The organism is Nocardioides sp., from assembly GCF_035503875.1.
GTDB lineage: Bacteria > Actinomycetota > Actinomycetes > Propionibacteriales > Nocardioidaceae > Nocardioides.
The window spans coordinates 12,263-30,793 of the sequence record NZ_DATJTA010000091.1 but is presented as its reverse complement, the minus strand read 5'-3'; the positions used below and the strand labels follow the sequence as shown (position 1 = coordinate 30,793).

20 protein-coding genes are annotated in these 18,531 nt (G+C 72.7%); 11 read left to right on the top strand and 9 right to left on the bottom strand.

All coding sequences use genetic code 11. The annotated features are described in order from the left end of the window. Positions 1–22: 22 nt before the first annotated feature. Positions 23–490 (bottom strand): NUDIX domain-containing protein, encoded by a 468-nt coding sequence (locus VMF51_RS21875; protein WP_325476594.1) that lies wholly within the window; start codon positions 488–490, stop codon positions 23–25. A gap of 105 nt (positions 491–595) precedes the next feature. Here VMF51_RS21875 and gdhA point away from each other — a divergent pair, with 105 nt between their 5' ends. Then, the gene (gene gdhA / locus VMF51_RS21870) at positions 596–1,933 is read left to right on the top strand and encodes an NADP-specific glutamate dehydrogenase (protein WP_325476704.1); all 1,338 of its coding nucleotides are present in this window, start codon (positions 596–598) and stop codon (positions 1,931–1,933) included. Positions 1,934–1,959: 26 nt separating this feature from the next. On the opposite strand, the gene VMF51_RS21865 is transcribed toward gdhA, so the two are convergent. Both VMF51_RS21865 and clpS read right to left on the bottom strand, forming a co-directional pair. Further along, entirely contained in the window at positions 1,960–2,547 is a 588-nt protein-coding gene (locus VMF51_RS21865) for a DUF2017 domain-containing protein (protein ID WP_325476593.1), read from the bottom strand. A 7-nt stretch (positions 2,548–2,554) separates the two neighbouring features. Continuing rightward, the gene (clpS, locus tag VMF51_RS21860) at positions 2,555–2,848 is read right to left on the bottom strand and encodes an ATP-dependent Clp protease adapter ClpS (RefSeq protein ID WP_325476592.1); all 294 of its coding nucleotides are present in this window, start codon (positions 2,846–2,848) and stop codon (positions 2,555–2,557) included. A 25-nt stretch (positions 2,849–2,873) separates the two neighbouring features. On the opposite strand from clpS, the gene VMF51_RS21855 reads away from it, so the two are divergent. The 6 genes from VMF51_RS21855 (at position 2,874) to VMF51_RS21830 (ending at position 8,613) form a co-directional block, all read left to right on the top strand. Next, on the top strand, positions 2,874–4,184 hold the full coding sequence (locus VMF51_RS21855) for a nicotinate phosphoribosyltransferase (protein ID WP_325476591.1): 1,311 nt from the start codon (positions 2,874–2,876) through the stop codon (positions 4,182–4,184). Between the two features lie 38 nt (positions 4,185–4,222). Continuing rightward, positions 4,223–5,395 carry an AI-2E family transporter gene (locus tag VMF51_RS21850; protein ID WP_325476590.1) on the top strand — a complete coding sequence of 391 codons (1,173 nt, stop codon included), beginning with the start codon at positions 4,223–4,225 and terminating at the stop codon, positions 5,393–5,395. A gap of 40 nt (positions 5,396–5,435) precedes the next feature. After that, positions 5,436–6,011 carry an isochorismatase family protein gene (locus tag VMF51_RS21845; protein WP_325476589.1) on the top strand — a complete coding sequence of 192 codons (576 nt, stop codon included), beginning with the start codon at positions 5,436–5,438 and terminating at the stop codon, positions 6,009–6,011. After that, the gene (locus tag VMF51_RS21840; RefSeq protein ID WP_325476588.1) at positions 6,004–6,765 is read left to right on the top strand and encodes an enoyl-CoA hydratase; all 762 of its coding nucleotides are present in this window, start codon (positions 6,004–6,006) and stop codon (positions 6,763–6,765) included. Before VMF51_RS21845 ends, VMF51_RS21840 begins: the two co-directional genes overlap by 8 nt. 91 nt (positions 6,766–6,856) lie before the next feature. Further along, positions 6,857–7,363 (top strand): helix-turn-helix domain-containing protein, encoded by a 507-nt coding sequence (locus VMF51_RS21835; RefSeq protein ID WP_325476587.1) that lies wholly within the window; start codon positions 6,857–6,859, stop codon positions 7,361–7,363. Then, positions 7,360–8,613 carry an MFS transporter gene (locus VMF51_RS21830; protein WP_325476586.1) on the top strand — a complete coding sequence of 418 codons (1,254 nt, stop codon included), beginning with the start codon at positions 7,360–7,362 and terminating at the stop codon, positions 8,611–8,613. The genes VMF51_RS21835 and VMF51_RS21830 overlap by 4 nt, the downstream gene beginning before the upstream one ends. On the opposite strand, the gene VMF51_RS21825 is transcribed toward VMF51_RS21830, so the two are convergent. From VMF51_RS21825 to VMF51_RS21815, 3 genes are read right to left on the bottom strand one after another with little or no spacing between them, the layout of a single operon-like run. Next, on the bottom strand, positions 8,576–9,106 hold the full coding sequence (locus VMF51_RS21825) for a DUF1697 domain-containing protein (RefSeq protein WP_325476585.1): 531 nt from the start codon (positions 9,104–9,106) through the stop codon (positions 8,576–8,578). The genes VMF51_RS21830 and VMF51_RS21825 overlap by 38 nt on opposite strands. A 7-nt stretch (positions 9,107–9,113) precedes the next feature. Beyond that, entirely contained in the window at positions 9,114–9,923 is an 810-nt protein-coding gene (locus tag VMF51_RS21820) for a cobalt transporter (RefSeq protein ID WP_325476584.1), read from the bottom strand. Next, entirely contained in the window at positions 9,923–10,561 is a 639-nt protein-coding gene (locus VMF51_RS21815; protein ID WP_325476583.1) for a hypothetical protein, read from the bottom strand. The genes VMF51_RS21820 and VMF51_RS21815 overlap by 1 nt, the downstream gene beginning before the upstream one ends. 210 nt (positions 10,562–10,771) lie before the next feature. Between VMF51_RS21815 and VMF51_RS21810 the strand changes: the two genes are divergently transcribed. From VMF51_RS21810 to VMF51_RS21800, 3 genes are all read left to right on the top strand, one after another. Next, on the top strand, positions 10,772–12,490 hold the full coding sequence (locus VMF51_RS21810) for a metallophosphoesterase (protein ID WP_325476582.1): 1,719 nt from the start codon (positions 10,772–10,774) through the stop codon (positions 12,488–12,490). Positions 12,491–12,863: 373 nt separating this feature from the next. Further along, positions 12,864–13,514, top strand: coding sequence for an SPFH domain-containing protein (locus VMF51_RS21805; protein WP_325476581.1), 651 nt, complete (start codon positions 12,864–12,866; stop codon positions 13,512–13,514). Positions 13,515–13,531: 17 nt separating this feature from the next. After that, entirely contained in the window at positions 13,532–14,197 is a 666-nt protein-coding gene (locus VMF51_RS21800; protein ID WP_325476580.1) for an SIMPL domain-containing protein, read from the top strand. 54 nt (positions 14,198–14,251) lie between these two features. Here the strand turns inward: VMF51_RS21800 and hppD are convergent, their stop codons facing one another. Beyond that, positions 14,252–15,445: a 4-hydroxyphenylpyruvate dioxygenase gene (hppD, locus tag VMF51_RS21795; RefSeq protein WP_325476579.1), complete on the bottom strand. Its 1,194-nt coding sequence runs from the start codon at positions 15,443–15,445 to the stop codon at positions 14,252–14,254. 94 nt (positions 15,446–15,539) lie between these two features. Between hppD and VMF51_RS21790 the strand changes: the two genes are divergently transcribed. Further along, positions 15,540–16,034: an Lrp/AsnC family transcriptional regulator gene (locus tag VMF51_RS21790; RefSeq protein ID WP_325476578.1), complete on the top strand. Its 495-nt coding sequence runs from the start codon at positions 15,540–15,542 to the stop codon at positions 16,032–16,034. Here VMF51_RS21790 and VMF51_RS21785 read toward each other — a convergent pair. Continuing rightward, positions 16,016–16,672 (bottom strand): IclR family transcriptional regulator, encoded by a 657-nt coding sequence (locus VMF51_RS21785; protein ID WP_325476577.1) that lies wholly within the window; start codon positions 16,670–16,672, stop codon positions 16,016–16,018. The genes VMF51_RS21790 and VMF51_RS21785 overlap by 19 nt on opposite strands. 86 nt (positions 16,673–16,758) lie before the next feature. Next, the gene (locus VMF51_RS21780; RefSeq protein WP_414689496.1) at positions 16,759–18,456 is read right to left on the bottom strand and encodes a DEAD/DEAH box helicase; all 1,698 of its coding nucleotides are present in this window, start codon (positions 18,454–18,456) and stop codon (positions 16,759–16,761) included. Positions 18,457–18,531 lie beyond the last annotated feature (75 nt).

The window sequence follows — 18,531 nt, the reverse complement described above, 5'->3', positions numbered from 1 at the left end:
GTCGACCAAACTGTTTGACAGATCAAACGGCGAAGCGCGGCGCGACCTCGCCCGAGAGCGCGGCCTCGAGCCGCGGCAGCAGGAAGTCGCTCATCGGCGGCAGGTCGTCGACCGGCCACCAGCGCACGTCGGTGTTCTCGTCGTCGGCGGCGTACGGCTCACCGGACAGCCACGAGCAGGCGAAGGTCAGGTCGAGGTAGACGCCGAGGTCGCCGTTGGTGTGCGTGATCTGGGGACTGACGCTCACCGAGGCCAGGCGGTCGACCGAGATCTCGACCCCGGTCTCCTCCAGCGCCTCGCGGCGGGCGGCGACGCCGGGCTCCTCCCCCGGGTCGACGATCCCGGTGATCGGCGCCCACTGCCCGTTGTCGGAGCGCAGGGTGAGCAGGACCTGCCCGTCGCGCACCACCACGGCGGTCACCGCCGGGAGCCACAGCTCGTGGCTTCCCACCAGCTTGCGGAGCTCGACGACGAACGGCGGGATCGGCATGCCTCTCACCCTAGTGTCGGACCCAGGTCACATTCGGGGACCCGTCCGGTCGGCCCGCCCGCGAGCCGGTGACGGTCGCCACTTAACCTGACGGCCATGGCCTTCATCGACCCGCTCCTCGAGAGCCACTACGAGACCGTGCTGGCCCGCAACGCCGGCGAGACGGAGTTCCACCAGGCCGTCGCCGAGGTGCTGGAGTCCCTGGGCCCCGTCGTACGACGGCACCCCGAGTACCTGCACCACGCCGTCATCGAGCGGATCTGCGAGCCCGAGCGCCAGCTGATCTTCCGGGTGCCGTGGACCGACGACAACAACCAGGTGCAGATCAACCGCGCCTTCCGCGTCGAGTTCAACTCCGCCCTCGGCCCGTTCAAGGGCGGGCTGCGCTTCCACCCGTCGGTCTACCTCGGCATCGTGAAGTTCCTCGGCTTCGAGCAGATCTTCAAGAACGCCCTCACCGGCCTGCCGATCGGCGGCGGCAAGGGCGGGTCCGACTTCGACCCCAAGGGTCGCAGCGACGCGGAGGTCATGCGCTTCTGCCAGTCGCTGATGACCGAGCTCTACCGCCACCTCGGCGAGTACACCGACGTCCCCGCAGGCGACATCGGCGTCGGCGGCCGCGAGATCGGCTACCTGTTCGGGCAGTACAAGCGGATCACCAACCGCTACGAGTCCGGCGTACTCACCGGCAAGGGCCTGTCGTACGGCGGCTCGCAGGTGCGCACCGAGGCCACCGGCTACGGCACGGTGTTCTTCACCGAGCAGATGCTGGCCACGGCCAACTCCTCGCTCTCGGGTCAGCGGGTCATCGTGTCGGGCTCCGGCAACGTCGCGATCTACGCCGCCCAGAAGGCCGCCCAGCTCGGCGCCCAGGTCATCGCCTGCTCCGACTCCTCCGGGTACGTCGTCGACGAGGCGGGCCTGGACCTCGACCTGCTCAAGCAGGTCAAGGAGGTCGAGCGCGCCCGGCTCACGTCGTACGCCGAGCAGCGCGGGAGCGCGTCGTACGTCCCGGGCGGGCGCGTGTGGGACGTCGCGTGCGACGTCGCGCTGCCGTGCGCCACCCAGAACGAGCTCGACGGCGACGCCGCCAAGGTCCTCGTCGCGAACGGCGTCCGCGCGGTCGCCGAGGGCGCCAACATGCCCTGCACCCCCGACGCCGTGCGGGTCTTCCAGGAGGCCGGCGTGCTCTTCGCGCCCGGCAAGGCCGCCAACGCCGGCGGCGTCGCGACCAGCGCCCTGGAGATGCAGCAGAACGCCTCGCGGGACTCGTGGAGCTTCGAGCACACCGAGGCCCGGCTGCACGACATCATGGTCAACCTGCACGAGGGCTGCGCCACCGCCGCCGACGAGTACGGCGTTCCCGGCAACTACGTCGCCGGCGCCAACATCGCCAGCTTCCTCCGGGTCGCCGACGCCATGCTCGCCCAGGGCGTGGTCTGACCCCTGCCTGACCCCTCGGCGGGCTGTCAGTCTCCGCTGAGGGCCAGGACCAGCGTCTCCTGAAGGTGCCCGATCCACTCGTAGATGTCGTGGATCTGGGCGCGGGGGTCCTCGTCGGGCAGGGAGTACCAGAACTCCTCGTCGCCCTCCTCGACCCCGAGGCGGGTGGCGAGGGCGAGGCGCAGGTCGGTGAAGGAGCGCATCCAGGCCTCGGCCTCGGGCTCGTCCAGCTCCAGGTCGATCATCAGGCCGTCCTCGGTGAGCTCCGGCGGCAGGCCGGCCTCCTCGAGCCCGTCGATGATCGCGACCGCCGCGGCGGCCTTGCCGTCGCGCAGCCCGCCCTCGGTGAAGCGGCGGAACTCGGAGGCCGCCTCCTCGTCGTGGGGGTACGCCGTCGGGAAGAGCCGCGCGAGCACCGGGTCCTCGGGCTCGGTCGTCGGGCCGCTGAAGTCCATCAGCGCCTCGAACGGGTCGCGGTCGTCGGTCGGTACGGCCGCCTCGTTGCGCAGCAGCTCGACCAGCTGCGAGGCCAGGGTGCGCAGCAGGTCGGCCTCGAGACCCGAGAACGTCGCGATGATCCGCTGGCTGCGCCGGTGCCGGTGGAAACCACTCAAGCCGGGGTCACTCCTGCTTCTCCATCGTGGCCCACAGGCCGTACTCGTGCATCGCCTGGACGTCGCGCTCCATCTCCTCGCGCGAGCCGCTGCTGACCACGGACTTGCCGTCCTCGTGGACCTCCATCATCAGCTTCTCGGCCTTGGTCTTGTCGTAGCCGAAGTACTTGCGGAAGACGTAGGTGACGTACGACATCAGGTTCACCGGGTCGTTCCACACGATCGTCACCCACGGCGTGGCACGGAGGGTGATCTCGTCCGGGGTGAGGGTCGGCTCGACCTCGACGGGGGCGGAGGACACGACCCCATGTTGGCACACTGGGCGGGTGCCGATCTCCAGCGCCACCACCAGCACCCAGGCCAGCACCGCCCTGCTGACCGACCACTACGAGCTGACGATGCTTCAGGCCGCGCTCGCCGCCGGCAGCGCCCGGCGCCGCTCGGTCTTCGAGCTGTTCCCGCGCCGCCTCCCCGAGGGCCGTCGGTACGGCGTCGTCGCGGGCGTCGGGCGGGCCCTCGACGCGATCGAGGCCTTCCGCTTCGACGAGCCCGTGCTGGAGGTCCTGGCCGACGTCGTCGACCGTCCGACGCTGGACTGGCTCGCGTCGTACCGCTTCTCGGGCGACGTGTGGGGCTACCCGGAGGGCGAGGTCTACCTGCCCTACTCCCCGCTGCTGGTCGTCGAGGCGAGCTTCGCCGAGGCGGTGCTGCTGGAGACGCTGCTGCTCTCGATCTACAACCACGACAGCGCGATCGCGTCGGCCGCCTCGAGGATGACCGCCGCCGCCGGCGACCGGCCGTGCATCGAGATGGGCTCGCGCCGTACGCACGAGGAGGCGGCGGTCGCGGCGGCCCGGGCGGCGTACGTCGCCGGCTTCGCGAGCTCCTCGAACCTCGCCGCGCGCCAGCGGTACGGCGTCCCGACCACCGGCACCAGCGCGCACAGCTTCACCCTGCTCCACGACACGGAGGCCGACGCGTTCCGCGCCCAGGTCACCTCGCTGGGACGCGGTACGACGCTGCTCGTGGACACCTACGACATCCGCGAGGCGGTCCGGCTCGGGGTCGAGATCGCCGGCCCGGAGCTGGGCGCGGTGCGCCTGGACTCCGGCGACCTCGGCGTCCTCGCCCACGAGGTGCGCGCGCAGCTCGACGACCTCGGGGCGACCTCGACCCGGGTGATCGTCACCAGCGACCTGGACGAGTTCGCCATCGCGGCGCTGGCGGCCGCGCCGGTCGACGGGTACGGCGTCGGCACCGAGCTCGTCACCGGCAGCGGCCACCCGACCTGCGGCTTCGTCTACAAGCTGGTGGCCCGCGAGGGCGACGACGGCGAGCTGGTGTCGGTGGCGAAGAAGAGCAAGGACAAGGGCTCGGTCGGCGGCCGCAAGTGGGCGCTGCGGCGGCGTACTCCCGCGGGCGTCGCGGAGGCGGAGGTCGTCGGCATCGGCGCGCCGCCCACCGACGACGGCGACGACCGCGCCCTGCTGGTGCCGCTGGTCCGCGACGGCGAGGTCGTCGGCCGCGAGCTCCTCGACACCGCCCGCGAGCGGCATTTCCTCGCCCGCGCCGAGCTGCCCGTCGCCGCCCAGTCGATGTCGCGCGGCGAGCCCGTCATCCCGACGGTCCACGTCTGAGGTCGCTCAGGCAGCCACCCGGCTGACAGGGTGACCTGGTGGACAACGACGAGGGCGGGCAGTACCGGCGGCCGGACGGGACGAGCAGGACCCGCGGTGCGGTGATCTCACGCGGCCTGGTGTCGATCAGCACCTGGAGCGGCCGCTGGATCCTGGTCTTCGTCGGAGCCGTCCTCGTGGGCCTCCTGGTCCGTGAGATCTGGCCGATCCTCCTCCCGGTCGTCTTCGCCCTGATCGTCACGACGGTGCTCGAGCCGCCGGCCCGGGCGCTGGAGTCGCGGCTGCGGATGCCGCCCGCGCTGGCCGCGGTGACGGTCCTGGTGGGCTCGTTCGCCGCGCTGATCGGGCTCGGCTTCGCGCTCGCCCCCGTGGTCGCCGGCCAGGCCGGCGACATCGTCTCCGACGCCTCCGCCGGTCTCCAGCAGCTGCAGGACTGGGTGCAGTCCACCGACTTCATCACCCGCGACCAGATCGACGCGGCGATCGAGGGCATCCAGGACCGGCTCTCCAGCAGCGGGGACCAGATCGCGAGCGGCGTGCTCACCGGCGTCGGCGCGGTCACGAACGCGGTGGTCACCTTCGTGGTGACGCTGGTGCTGATCTTCTTCTTCCTCAAGGACGGCCGCCGCTTCCTGCCCTGGACCGCGCGGCTCGCCGGTCCCCGGGCGGGCGACCACCTGGTGGCGGTGCTCGGCCGGTCGTGGAGCACCCTCGGCGGCTACATCCGCACGCAGGCCCTGGTCAGTCTGATCGACGCCGTGTTCATCGGCATCGGCCTGCTGATCGTCGGGGTGCCGCTCGCCGTGCCCCTCGCGATCCTGACCTTCATCGGCGGCTTCATCCCGATCGTCGGCGCCTTCGTCGCGGGCACCCTCGCGGTCCTGGTCGCGCTGGTGTCCGACGGCCTGACCGGTGCCCTGATCGTGCTCGGCATCGTGCTCGCCGTCCAGCAGCTCGAGGGCAACGTCCTCTCGCCGTGGCTGCAGTCCAAGAGCATGCAGCTGCACCCCGTCGTCGTGCTGCTCTCGGTGACCCTCGGCGGCACCCTGTTCGGCATCGTCGGCGCGTTCCTCGCGGTCCCGGTCGCGGCCGTCGCGGCCGTGGTGCTGCGCTACCTCGACGAGCAGGTGACGCGGGTCAGCACCGATCTCCTCATCGTGGAGCGCCCGGATCGGCACGACGAGGTCGAGGACCGGGCCGAGCACCGCTGACAGCCTTGAGCCCGGCGAAGGGTCCTCTAGGGTCGAGCGCATGACGCGTGCATTGATCGTCGTCGACGTGCAGAACGACTTCTGCGAGGGTGGCTCGCTGCCGGTGGCCGGGGGCGCGCAGGTCGCCCACGACGTCAACCGGCTCGTGCGCCAGTGGCAGGAGGGCCTGCCCGGCGCCCCGGACTACACCCACGTCGTCGCCACCAAGGACCACCACATCGACCCGGGTCCGCACTGGTCGCGCGAGCCCGACTTCGTCGACTCCTGGCCGGTCCACTGCCGGGTCGGCACCGACGGGGAGGCCTTCCACCCCAACCTCGACCCGCAGCCGTTCGACGCGATCTTCCTCAAGGGCGACCACGCGGCGGCGTACTCCGGCTTCGAGGGCAGGACGACGGACGGCGTGCCGCTCGCCGACTGGCTGCGCGAGCGCCGGGTCACCCAGGTCGACGTGTGCGGGATCGCGACCGACCACTGCGTGCGCGCCACGGTCCTGGACGCGGTGCGGGAGGGCTTCGAGGTCCGGCTGCTGCCCGGCCTGTGCGCCGGAGTCGCGCCCGAGACGAGCGAGGCGGCGATGGCCGAGATGATCGACGCGGGGGCCGGCGTTGCCTGAGCTCGAGGTGGACCTGGCCGACGGTGTCCTGCGGCTGCGGCTGAACCGGCCGGAGGTCTTCAACGCCTTCTCGCGCGACATGGCGCTGGCCTTCGCCGCCGAGCTGGAGGCCGCCCACCACCGTGAGGACGTCCGGGCGGTGGTGCTGACCGGCACCGGCGCGGCGTTCTCGACCGGGGCCGACATCTCGGGCGGCGCGGCCTTCGACGCGGAGACGATGCCGACCGCCAACCGGATGGTGCGCGCCGTCGTCTCCTGCGACAAGCCGGTGCTCGCCGCCGTCAACGGCGTCGCCGCCGGGATCGGCTGCTCCCTCGCCCTGGCCGCCGACCTCCAGGTCGCGGCCGGGTCGGCGTCGTTCCTGCTCGCCTTCAGCCGGGTCGGCCTGATGCCCGACGGCGGCTCGTCGGCGACGGTCGCCGCCTCGGTCGGCCGGGCGCGCGCGATGCGGATGGCCCTGCTCGCCGAGCCCCTCACCGCGCAGGAGGCGTACGACGCCGGGCTGATCTCCCACCTCGCGTCCGACGACGACTTCGCCTCGCTCGTCGACAAGCTGGCCGGCCGCCTGGCCTCCGGCCCGCCGCTCTCGTACGCCGCCACGAAGCGCGCGATCAACGCCGCGACCCTCCCGGGCCTGGACGCCGCGCTGGAGCGCGAGCGATCGGGCCAGGAGCTGCTGTTCCGCACCTCCGACGTCGCCGAGGGCGTCGCCGCGTTCGCCGAGCGCCGACGCCCGGTCTTCCACGGTCGCTGACCGAGCACACCCCGGCAACTCCCCAACAACCCCTTGACGGTCGCGCCTTCGGCGCGGCACACTCCCCAATGACCATTGGGAGGTGGCGCGCATGGCGAAGGACGACGACGTCCGCGGACTGCGGGCGGGGGCACACCCGGTGCGGCTGCGGATCCTGTCGCTGCTGACCGGGACCGCGATGAGCGCGGCGGAGATCGCCCGCGAGCTCCACCTCACGCACGCGAACGCGTCGTACCACCTGCGGGTGCTGGCCCGGGCCGGCGAGGTGGTCGAGGCGGGCGAGGAGAAGGTCCGGGGCGGGGTCGCCAAGCGCTACCGACACCCGTGGGCCGAGCAGGACCGCGGCCCGCGGGACCTCGGGCTGCACGTGCGTGCCATGGGCCAGGAGCTGGTCCGCCGCTACGACGAGCGCGACACCTCCCCCGGCCGGGCCTACTACTGCGACGCCGAGCTCTGGGTCGACGACGAGACCTGGGCGCGGGCGCTCGCACTCGTGGAGGAGGCCGGGCGCCTGGTCCACGACGGCGCCCGCCCGCCCCGGGCCGAGGGCACCCGCCGCGCCAACCTCTCGATCGCCGCCTTCGGGATGCAGCCGTGAGCCGCGCCGCCGCCCTCGCGCCGCTGCGGGAGCCGAACTTCCGGTGGTACTTCCTCTCCCGCGTCGTCAACCTCTGCGGTACGACGATGGCGCCCGTCGCCCTCGCCTTCGCGGTGCTCGAGATCAGCGACTCCCCCGGCGACCTCGGCCTGGTCCTCGCGGCGCACAGCATCCCGATGGTCGCCTTCGTGCTGGCGGGCGGCGTCATCGCCGACCGGTTCGGCCGCGCGCTGGTGATCCAGGGGTCCAACCTGCTCTCCGCACTCAGCCAGGGCGTCCTCGCGACCCTGCTGCTGACCGGGCACGCGGAGCTGTGGCACTTCGTGGCGCTCTCGGCGTTCAACGGCACGGTGTCGGCCGCCAGCCTTCCGGCCCTCGCGGGGCTGGTCCCGCAGCTGGTCCCCCGCGAGCAGCTGCAGCCGGCCAACGTGCTGACCTCGATGTCCCGCAACGCCCTGGCGATCCTCGGGCCGAGCGTCGCCGCGACGCTCGTCGTCACCGTCGGCCCCGGCTGGGCGCTCGCCGTCGACGCGGCCACCTGGGCCGTCTCCGCCGTCCTGCTCCTGCCGATCCGGATCCCCCCGCGGGTGGGCTCGGGCGAGCCGACGTCGGTGGTGACCGAGCTGCGCGAGGGCTGGACGTACTTCCGGAGCACGACCTGGCTGTGGGTGGTCGTGCTGGCCTTCGGCGTGCTGAACGCGATCCACGCGGGCGCCCTGCTGACCCTCGGGCCGGTGCTCGCGAAGAGCTCGGCCATCGGCGAGCACGGCTGGGGGCTGATCATGTCGGCCGAGGCGGTCGGCCTGTTCGCGATGACCCTGCTGCTGATGCGGTTCACGCTCCAGCGACCGTTGCTGTGGGGGATGCTCGGCGTCGCGCTCTTCGGGCTGCCGATCGTGGTGCTGGGCGCCCACCCGCACACGCTCCCCGTGATGCTCGCCGCCGTCCTGGCCGGCATGGGGATCGAGCTGTTCGGGCTCGGGTGGAACCTCGCCATGCAGGAGCACGTGCCGGCCGAGATGCTCTCGCGCGTGTACTCCTACGACATGCTCGGGTCGTTCGTCGCCATCCCCGTCGGCCAGCTCGCGTTCGGCCCGCTGGCGGCAGCGCTCGGCGTACGACGCGTGCTCGTCGTGGCCGGGATCGTCTACCTCGTGATCGCCCTCGCGACGCTGCTGTCGCGCTCGGTGCGGACGCTGCCCCGGGTCCCGGTCAGTCCGAGCACCACTTCTGCGCCAGTGCCCGGATGACGGTCAGGTTGCGGTTGGTCGAGACGCCCAGCCTCCGCTCCACCGCGGCGTTGGTCAGTCGCGCCTCGTGGTAGTTCTCCCCGAGCAGCAGGTGCACGGCCCGGCCGCCCACCTTGGCGACCTCCTCGGCGGTGCTGCTCTCCTCGATGGCGGCGATCGCAGCCGCGGACGGCTCCTGCTTCAGCAGTGAGACGTAGTGCCGACCGCCGTGCCCGAAGGACTCGGCGTGCTCGGCGATCTCGCGCAGCTCGGCCGTCGTGAAGCAGATCGTCGGCACCGAAAAGCCGGCACGCTCCACGAACGCCTTCTCCAGCGCGGTCTCGATGCGAGCCCGCGAACGCATGGCCGTGTCGAAGCGGACGTTGCCGGTGTTGATGTAGGTCTCGACGTCGGTGAAGCCGGCGTCCTCGACCGCGGCCACGATGTCGGCCTTCGGGAACTTGCGCTTGGCGCCCAGGTTGATCGCCCTCAGGAACCCGATCCACGTCGCCACGCGACGATCATCGCAGAGCCAGCACCGCCAGCCCGACGTACACGCAGCCCAGCGCGAGCACCGTCCACGCGGCCGCCACCGGCAGCAGGGCGTGCGCGCGCTCCAGCGCGACCGAGCTCCGCGACACCCGGCCGGCCAGCTGCACGCCCCGGATCGTCACCGCGCCGACCAGGGTGAGGGTCACCGCCATCCCGATCCCGAAGAGCAGCACCAGGACGACCGCGAACGCCGTCCGGCCGGTCAGCAGACCGGTCACCAGGATCAGGAAGACCGTCGGCGACGGCACCAGCCCGCCCGAGAGGCCGAGCGCGACCATTCCCCGGCGGCTCCACGGGGACGGGCTCGCGTCCTGCTCGACCGCCTCCAGGACGTCGACGTGCCCGTGGCCGTGCCCATGACCGTGTCCGTGGCCGTGCCCATGGCCGTGGCCGTGGCCATGCCCGTGTCCGTGCCCGCCGCGCCGACGGCGCACCAGCCCGATCCCGACCCCGACCACGACCACGCCGGCCAGCAGCTGCAGCACCCCGGTGACGTTCTCCGTGCCCAGCCCGGCGAACGCGTCGAGGGCCACCCAGGCCGAGGCCAGGATCACGGCGGAGAAGCTGTGCATCCCGGCGACCACCAGCCCCAGCCCCGCGGCGTCCTTGTAGGTGCCGCGGGCGCCGACGAGGTACGCCGCCGTGATGCTCTTCCCGTGTCCCGGAGCGACCGCGTGCAGCGCGCCCACGCCCAGCGCGAGCAGGGCCGCCAGCAGCTGGTAGCCCTCGGAGTCGAACATCCGGACGAGGGCACCCTCCACCCCGGTCGTGCCGTCCATCACGACCTCCGGCGGCGCAGCAGGAACCACCCGGAGCAGGCCGCGACCGCCACGGCACCACCGCCCAGGGCGACCGCCGCGGTCGCGACACCGCCGCCGGCGACGGACACGGCCTGGGTCGGCTCCTCGCCGGTGAACATGGTCTTGGCGTCGGAGCCCTCGACCGTCAGCACCGTGCGGTACGCCGGGTTCAGGTCGATCATCGACTCCAGGGTCAGCTCGACCCGGTCGTCGTCGGACGGCGGCAGCGGGCAGTCGAAGGTGATCGTCATGCCGTCCTCGACGACGTCCGCGCCGGGCTCCGCCATGCTCCGGCAGTCGGCGTCGCCCTGGCGCAGCCGCACGGTCTCGGCGAGGTAGCCCTGCACCTCCTCGGAGTCGGTCAGCACCTCCGCGCCGGTCCGCTCGGGGTCGGGCTCCGCGAAGACCCCGAGCGCCTCGCCGAGGGCGATCCAGTCGTCCTCGGCGCCGTGCCAGGCCAGCGTCGGCCGCCGGTCGTCGGGGACGAGGTGGGCGGTCAGCGGCGGGCCGAACGGATGCGCCTGCGCGGTCGGTCCCGGCAGGAGCAGGGTCCCTCCCGCGGCGACGAGGGTGAGCAGGGCGGCGCCGGCCCGGCGGCGGGTTCGAGAGTCGAGCACCCCCGCATGAGACGCGCCCGAGGGCCGCCTCGGGCAAGCCCCGGGCGACGAGTGGCCGACCGCGAGATGAACACCTGGGGTGGTCTGGTCCGCCCCCCGAAGTTCGGAATCTCTTTACCTTCCCGTGGCTGGAGTGCCCCGTCCATTCAGCCGTCCCCGGTGAGGTTGAAACGGATCAACCCTCATCGATCGGGAAGGAATCCCCCCTCCATGAAGCTCCCTCGACCGCAGCCCACCAAGCGGCTCGCGGCCCAGGTCACCGCCGCCGTCGTCGGCGTCGGCGCCCTCAGCGTCGGCCTGGCCACCCAGGCCACCAGTGACGCGCCGGTCCTCTACCCCGACGCCGAGCGGCACGCGCCGTCCGCGCTGCCCGACCGCGTCATCCTGACCCCCACGGCGACCCCCGCCACCTCGCAGTCCGTCTCCTGGCGCACCAGCAGCGAGGTGTCCACGGCCCAGGCCCAGATCGCGCCGATGTCCCCCGGCCCCGGCTTCGAGGCCACCGCGACCACCACCATGGCCCCCGCGGTGGACGCCGTCCAGGCCGACCTCGGCTTCCCGGTGAAGTTCCACACCGTCACCTTCGGTGACCTCGCCCCCGACACCGAGTACCTCTACCGCGTCGGCGACGGCGTCAACTGGAGCGCCTGGTACGAGTTCGAGACGGCCTCGGACAAGGCCGACCCCTTCTCGTTCATCTACTACGGCGACGCGCAGAACTACGTCCACGAGCACGTCTCGCGCGTCTTCCGTCGCGCCTTCTCCGACCGCCCGCAGGCCGACCTGATCGTGCACGCCGGCGACCTGGTCGACGTCGCGGACCGCGACAACGAGTGGGGCGAGTGGTTCGACGCGGCCGGCTGGATCAACGGTGGCGTGAACAGCATCGCGGTCCCCGGCAACCACGAGTACCGCAGCGGCGCGCTCTCGCCGTACTGGGACAAGCAGTTCGAGTTCCCGAAGAACGGCCCGACGGCCCTCGACGCGGCCCATCCGGAGACGGCGTACTTCACCGACTACCAGGGGGTCCGCTTCATCGGTCTCAACTCCAACTTCAGCAGCAACCAGGAGATGATCCAGGCCCAGGCCGACTTCCTCGACCAGGCGCTGGAGGAGAACCCCGGTCAGTGGAGCGTGGTGACCTTCCACCACCCCGTCTACGCGATGACCGGCACCCGCAACAACCAGCTGGTCCGCGACCTGTGGAACCCGATCTTCGAGAAGCACGGCGTCGACCTGGTGCTGCAGGGCCACGACCACACCTACGGCCGCGGCAACATGAAGAACGCCTCGTCGGGCGTCTCGGGCGTCCACAACGGCACGGTGTACGTCGTGTCGGTCTCCGGCCAGAAGATGTACGACCTGAACGCCGGCGAGAACTGGACCGGCAACGGCGCCGAGCTGGAGAAGACCGACGAGGGCACGCAGCTCTACCAGCTCATCGACGTCGACGGCGACAAGATCCGCTACGAGGCCCGCCGGGCCGACGGCACCTTCCACGACGGCGTCACCATCACCAAGAAGGCCGACGGCACCAAGACGGTCCGCACCGTCGACGAGAGCGGCACGCCGCTCGTCCCGGAGCCGACCGAGCCGCCCACGACGGAGCCGACGCCGCCCACGCCCGCGGTCAAGGTCCCGGGCCGGATCGGCACGGTCAAGGTCTCCGGCAGCCGCGCCGCGGCCCGCCGTACCGTCCGCTGGACGGCGCCCCGGACCACCGGCGGAGCGCCGGTCCGGGCCTACCGGATCGTGGTCAAGCGCGGCAGCAAGGTGCTGGTCGACCGCACGGTCCGCGGCAACCAGCGCTCGCTCGCCGTGGCCCGCGCGAAGCTGCGCACCGGGCGGCACGTCGTGACGGTGACGGCCCAGAACACCGCCGGCTGGTCGCCGGCCACCCGCGTGGCCTTCCAGGTACGCCAGCGCTGACGACCACCTGCACCGCACGACGGGCCGGCACCTTCGGGGGTGCCGGCCCGTCGTGCGTCCGGCGCTAAATGCGTCGCGTCCGGCCCGGGACGCCGCCTACCCTCGACCCGGGCGAGATCAGCAGCCGGCTCGGTGTGCCAGTGGCCGGTCCTGCGCGTCGTACCTCGCCCTTGTCCCTTCGGTATCAGCGCTCGTGGCGCGAAGGTTCGACTCCTTCACCCGACGGGCGGGCGGGGGCACCCACCGGGGCCACGCCAGCGGTCCGGACGGTCAGCACGACGTCCGTCACCCCGCCTGGTCCCGCGCCCCCGCCCGTCCGTCGACCCGTCCCGACCAACCCACCGCAGCACCCGTCTCCCGAGAGGAGGACGCCATGTCCCTGTTCCGCAGCACCACCACCGTCCGCTCCCAGTTCCGCCTGCTGGAGTACGTCGACGGCGCCCTCACCCGGGTCCTCGGGCCTGGCCGGCACCGGCCCCGCCGGCGTGCCGAGTACGAGCTCGTGCTGGTCGCGGACCGCATCGAGACCGTCGCCCCGCAGGAGGTCCCGACCTCCGACGGCGTGAGCGTCCGGGTGAGCGCGGCCGTCCGCTGGGGCGTCGACGACCCCCGGGCGTTCGAGGAGGCGACCGTGGACGCCTCGGCCGTGGTCTACCTGGCCGTGCAGGTCGCCCTCCGCGACGCCCTCGTCGGCACCCCGGCCGAGGACGCCGTGCACCTGGCCCGGACCGGGCTGGCCGAGCAGCTCACCGAGGCGGCCCGGGCCGCCGGTGCCGAGGTCGGCATCGGGGTCCGCTCGGTCGTCATCAAGGACGTGCTGCTGCCCGGGGAGCTGCGTGCGGCGTACGCCGACCTGGTCGCCGCCCGCACCCGCGGCCTCGCGCAGCTGGAGGCCGCCCGCGCGGAGACCGCCGCGCTGCGGTCCCTCGCCAACGGCGCGAAGCTGCTCGACGAGCACCCGGCCCTGGCCCGGCTGCGCCTGGTGCAGGCACTGCCGCCGGGCTCGACCGTGGAGCTCGGCTGAGCGGGCAGACTGTGCCCATGTCGGAGACCGTGATCACCGTCCAGGGCAGCTACGACGCGTTCCACCCCGCGGAGCGCGCCACCGTCACGGTCGCGGTCGGCTTCGAGGGAGCCGACCGCGGCCAGGTCGTCACGCGCACCACGTCCGGGACGGCCGCGCTGGTGGCCGGCATCGCCGACCGGCACCACCCCGAGGCCGGGCCGGTGACCTGGCACGCCACCGACCGGCTCCGGGTCTGGTCGACCCGGCCGTTCCACGACAAGGGCGAGCAGCGGCCGCTCGTGCACCACGCGCAGACCAAGACCCGCGCCAAGTTCCGCGACTTCGAGGACCTGGCGCGCTGGGTCGAGGCCGCGGCCGGCCACCCCGGCGTCAGCGTGTCCGGCATCGAGTGGGCGCTCACCGAGCAGACGAAGCGCAACGTCGTCGAGGGAGTGCGCGCCCGTGCAGTCGAGGAGGCCCGCCGCAAGGCCCAGGTGTACGCCGACGCGCTCGGCCTCGGCCCGGTGCGCTGCGTCGCCCTCGCGGACCCCGGGATGCTCGGCGACCACAGCAGCGCCCAGGGCGGGATCACCGCGGCGGCGTACTCCCGGGCGGGTCAGGCCGAGGAGCCGGGCGGACTGTCGTTCACGCCGGAGGACATCGCGGTGTCCGCGACGGTGGACGCCCGCTTCCTGGCCTGAGCGGGTCGTGCCCCCGAGCGCGCGGCCGGGCGCGCGCTCAGGGGCACGACGGGCTCACAGGTTTCCGCGACGCTCCTGCTCGCGCTCGATCGCCTCGAAGAGGGCCTTGAAGTTGCCCTTGCCGAAGCCGAGCGACCCGTGCCGCTCGATCAGCTCGAAGAACACCGTCGGCCGGTCGCCGAGCGGCTTGGTGAAGATCTGCAGCAGGTAGCCGTCCTCGTCGCGGTCGACCAGGATGCCGCGCCGCTGCAGCTCCTCGATCGGGACCCGGACCTCGCCGATCCGGGCGCGCAGCTCGGGGTCCTCGTAGTAGGAGTCCGGCGTCGTCAGGAACTCCACGCCGTTGGCGCGCAGCGCGTCGACGGACGCCAGGATGTCGCCCGTGGCGACGGCGAGGTGCTGGGCGCCGGCGCCGCGGTAGAACTCGAGGTACTCGTCGATCTGCGAGCGCTTCTTGGCGATCGCCGGCTCGTTGAGCGGGAACTTCACCCGGTGGTTGCCGTTCGCGACGACCTTGCTCATCAGCGCGGAGTAGTCGGTCGCGATGTCGTCGCCGATGAACTCCGCCATGTTCACGAAGCCCATCACCCGGTTGTAGAACCGCACCCACTCGTCCATCCGGCCGAGCTCGACGTTGCCGACGATGTGGTCGAGCGCCTGAAAGATCCGCGTCGGCTGGCCCGCGCGGCGCTCCAGCGTGCTGGTCCGGGCGACGTAGCCGGGCAGGTACGGGCCGTCGTACCGGCTCCGGTCGACGAGGGTGTGCACGGTCTCGCCGTACGTCGCGATCGCGGCGATCCGGACGGTCCCGTGCTCGTCGGTGACGTCCTCCGGCTCGCGGGTGACGGTCGCACCGGCGCGGCGGGCCTGCGCGATGCAGCGGTCCACGTCGGGCACCTCGAGCGCGATGTCGACGACCCCGTCGCCGTGCCGGCGGTGGTGGTCGGCCAGCGGGCTGTCGGGGTCCACGGCGCCGTTCAGCACGAAGGTGATCGAGCCCGAGCGCAGCACGAACGACTTGTGGTCGCGCTGCCCGGTCTCCGGGCCGGCGTACGCGACCAGCTCCATGCCCCACGCGGCCTGGTAGTAGTGCGCGGCCTGGGTGGCGTTGCCGACGACGAAGACGATCGCGTCCCACCCGGTCACCGGGAAGACGTCGTTCGCCGCGTCGTACTCGACGAGCCCGACCAGCTGGCGCAGCTGCTCGAGCGTGAGGTCGGCCTGGAGCTCCTCGGGGGTCAGCGTCATGCGCGCAGCGTGGCTCGCGCCACACAGCCTGTGCAACAGTACGACGAACCGCTGGTCAACCTGTCCAGCAGCAGACGCGACCGGAGGGCGTGAGGTGGACGATCTGGATGCTCGCCTGATCGAGCTGTTCGCGAGCGAGCCCCGGGTCGGCGTCCTCGAGGCGTCCCGCCGGCTCGGCGTCGCACGCGGCACCGTGCAGGCGCGGCTGGACCGGCTCGCGGCGACCGGCGTGGTCACCGGCTGGGGACCCGACCTCTCGCCCGAGGCGCTGGGCTACCCGGTGACGGCGTTCCTGACCCTGGAGATCCGCCAGGACACCGCGGGTGGGGGCGGGCACGAGGCGGTCGGCGCCCACCTGGCCCGGATCCCCGAGGTGCTGGAGGCGCACACGATCACCGGCGCGGGCGACCTGTGGGTCCGCGTGGTGGCCCGCAGCAACACCGACCTGCAGCGGGTCATCGACCAGGTGCTCTCCGACGTGGCGATCGTGCGGTCCTCGACCGTGATCGCGCTGGCCACCCAGGTGGGCTACCGGGTGCTGCCGCTGGCCCGCCAGGCGGGCCGGCCGGGTCAGGCGGACGCGAGCTGATCCGACAGGTCCGCGGCGGCGGTGAGGATCCGGGCGCCGACGGCGTCCGGGTCGAGGTCGCCGAGCGTGACGACGCCGACGCTCGCCTCGAAGCCGTCCATGCCGCGCACGGGGGCGGCGATGCCGCGGGCGCCGGGCTGGAGCTCACCGCTGGTGACGACGAACCCGCTCTCGCGGGAGCCGCCGATGGCGCCGTCGCGGCCGGCGAGGATCGCCTTGCCGGCCGCGCCCTGCACGAGCGGGTGCCGTGCGCCGACGCGGTAGCTGACGTGGAAGTCGGTCCAGGACGGCTCGACGACGGCCAGCGCGAGCGCCTCCTCGCCCTCGGCGACCGTGAGGTGGGCGGTGCAGCCGACCTCCTCGGCGAGTCGGCGCAGCACCGGGACGGCGACGTCGCGCAGCGCCGGCTGGACGGCCGAGGCGAGGTGCAGGACGCCGAGGCCGACGTGCAGGCGGCCGCGGAGGTCCTTGCGGACCAGGGCGTGCTGCTCGAGCGTGCTGACCAGGCGGTAGACCACCGTGCGGTTGACCTCGAGGCGGCCGGCGAGCTCGGTGACGGTCAGGCCGCCGGGCGACCCGGCGAGCACGGTGAGCACCCGAAGTCCGCGGTCGAGAGTCTGTGAGGTCTCGGCGGCCATGGCCCGATTCTGACATACCGTCGGTATCGCCGCAGCCGGAAATCAGGTCTTCCCGAGGACCAAGACAACTCCTCACGACCGACGCGTCAGGAGGTCTTCTTGATCGCCCACTCCCGCACGCGGTCGATCCGGGTGGCGAGCTGCTGCGCGTTGGCGACCGCCGCGGCCGGACCGCCGCACTCCTTGCGCAGCCGGGCATGGGTCATGCCGTGCGGGGTGCCGGTGCGGTGGTACCACGCGGCGACCAGCCCGTTGAGCTCGCGGCGCAGCACGGCCAGCTGCTCGTGGGTCGCGACCTCGGCGACCTCGTCGACGACCGCCTTGGCCTCCTTGGCCCGCGCGGACATGGCGGACTGCTGCTTGCGCGCCCGGTCGTGCTGACGCTGCTGCAGCAGCTCGCGCATCTGGTCGGGCTCCAGCAGGCCGGGGATGCCGAGGAAGTCCATCTCCTCCTCCGAGCCGACGTGCACCTCCCCCGCGTGGCCGAACTCGCCGCCGTCGAAGAGCACCCGGTCGAAGCGCGCCTCCGACTCGAGCGCCTCGAAGGAGGCGTTGAGCTCGTCGGAGGCCGACTCGCCCTGGTTGGCCTGCTCCAGCAGCCGGTCCTCGGCCGCGAAGATGTCGTCCTCGTCGCGCACCTTCTTGCCGAGCACGTGGTCGCGCTGCACCTCCATCTCGGAGGCGAAGCCGAGCAGGTTCGGCACGCTCGGCAGGAACACCGAGGCCGTCTCGCCGCGCGAGCGCGACCGCACGAAGCGGCCGACGGCCTGGGCGAAGAACAGCGGGGTCGAGGTGGTCGTCGCGTAGACCCCCACCGCGAGGCGGGGTACGTCGACGCCCTCGGACACCATCCGCACCGCGACCATCCAGCGCTTGTCGTTCCCGCTGAACTCGGCGATCCGCTTCGAGGCCAGCTTCTCGTCGGACAGCACGATGGTGGGCGACTCGCCGGTGATCTGCTTCAGCGTGCCGGCGTACGCGCGGGCGGACTCCTGGTCGGTGGCGATCACCAGGCCGCCCGCGTCCGGGACGTGGCGCCGTACCTCGGTGAGCCGGCTGTCGGCGGCGGCCAGCACCGAGGGGATCCAGGACCCCTTCGGGTCGAGCGCGGTACGCAGCGCCTGGTTGGTCAGGTCCTTGGTCAGCGGCTCGCCGAGCCGGGCCGAGATCTCGTCCCCGGCACGGGTGCGCCAGCTCATGTCGCCCGAGTAGGCCATGAACAGCACCGGGCGGACGACGTGGTCGGCGAGCGCGTCGGCGTACCCGTAGGAGTAGTCCGCGTCCGAGCGCGGGATGCCGTCGGGGCCGGGCACGTAGGTGACGAACGGGATCGGGTTGATGTCGGAACGGAACGGCGTGCCGGTCAGGCAGAGCCGGCGGGCAGCCGGCTCGAACGCCTCGCGCACGCCCTCGCCCCACGACAGCGCGTCGCCGGCGTGGTGCACCTCGTCGAGGATGACCAGCGTCTTGAACCGCTCGGTGCGGATGCGCATGGCGAGCGGGTTGACCGCGACACCGGCGTACGTCACGGCGACGCCGACGAAGTCGGCCGAGGTCTTGCCCTGGCCCGCGGAGAAGGTGGGGTCGATCGGGATGCCCGCGCGCGCGGCCGCCTCGGCCCACTGGGTCTTGAGGTGCTCGGTGGGCGCCACCACGATCAGCCGGTCGACGATCCGCCGGCCGAGCAGCTCGGCGGCCACCGACAGGGCGAACGTGGTCTTGCCCGCGCCCGGCGTCGCCACCGCGAGGAAGTCGCGCGGGTGCTCGTCGAAGTACTTCTTCATCGCCGCGGCCTGCCAGGCACGCAGCGAGCCGGCCGTGCCCCACGCCGCGCGCTCCGGCCAGGCCGGGGTGAGCGC

Coding starts and splice junctions, on each gene's coding strand:
- VMF51_RS21875 (WP_325476594.1), bottom strand. CDS start 490: ATGCCGATCCCGCCGTTCGTCGTCGAGCTCCGCAAGCTGGTGGGAAGC.
- VMF51_RS21845 (WP_325476589.1), top strand. CDS start 5,436: ATGACGCGTGCATTGATCGTCGTCGACGTGCAGAACGACTTCTGCGAG.
- VMF51_RS21835 (WP_325476587.1), top strand. CDS start 6,857: ATGGCGAAGGACGACGACGTCCGCGGACTGCGGGCGGGGGCACACCCG.
- VMF51_RS21820 (WP_325476584.1), bottom strand. CDS start 9,923: ATGGACGGCACGACCGGGGTGGAGGGTGCCCTCGTCCGGATGTTCGAC.
- VMF51_RS21810 (WP_325476582.1), top strand. CDS start 10,772: ATGAAGCTCCCTCGACCGCAGCCCACCAAGCGGCTCGCGGCCCAGGTC.
- VMF51_RS21805 (WP_325476581.1), top strand. CDS start 12,864: ATGTCCCTGTTCCGCAGCACCACCACCGTCCGCTCCCAGTTCCGCCTG.
- VMF51_RS21800 (WP_325476580.1), top strand. CDS start 13,532: ATGTCGGAGACCGTGATCACCGTCCAGGGCAGCTACGACGCGTTCCAC.
- hppD (WP_325476579.1), bottom strand. CDS start 15,445: ATGACGCTGACCCCCGAGGAGCTCCAGGCCGACCTCACGCTCGAGCAG.
- VMF51_RS21785 (WP_325476577.1), bottom strand. CDS start 16,672: ATGGCCGCCGAGACCTCACAGACTCTCGACCGCGGACTTCGGGTGCTC.
- VMF51_RS21780 (WP_414689496.1), bottom strand. CDS start 18,456: ATGAAGAAGTACTTCGACGAGCACCCGCGCGACTTCCTCGCGGTGGCG.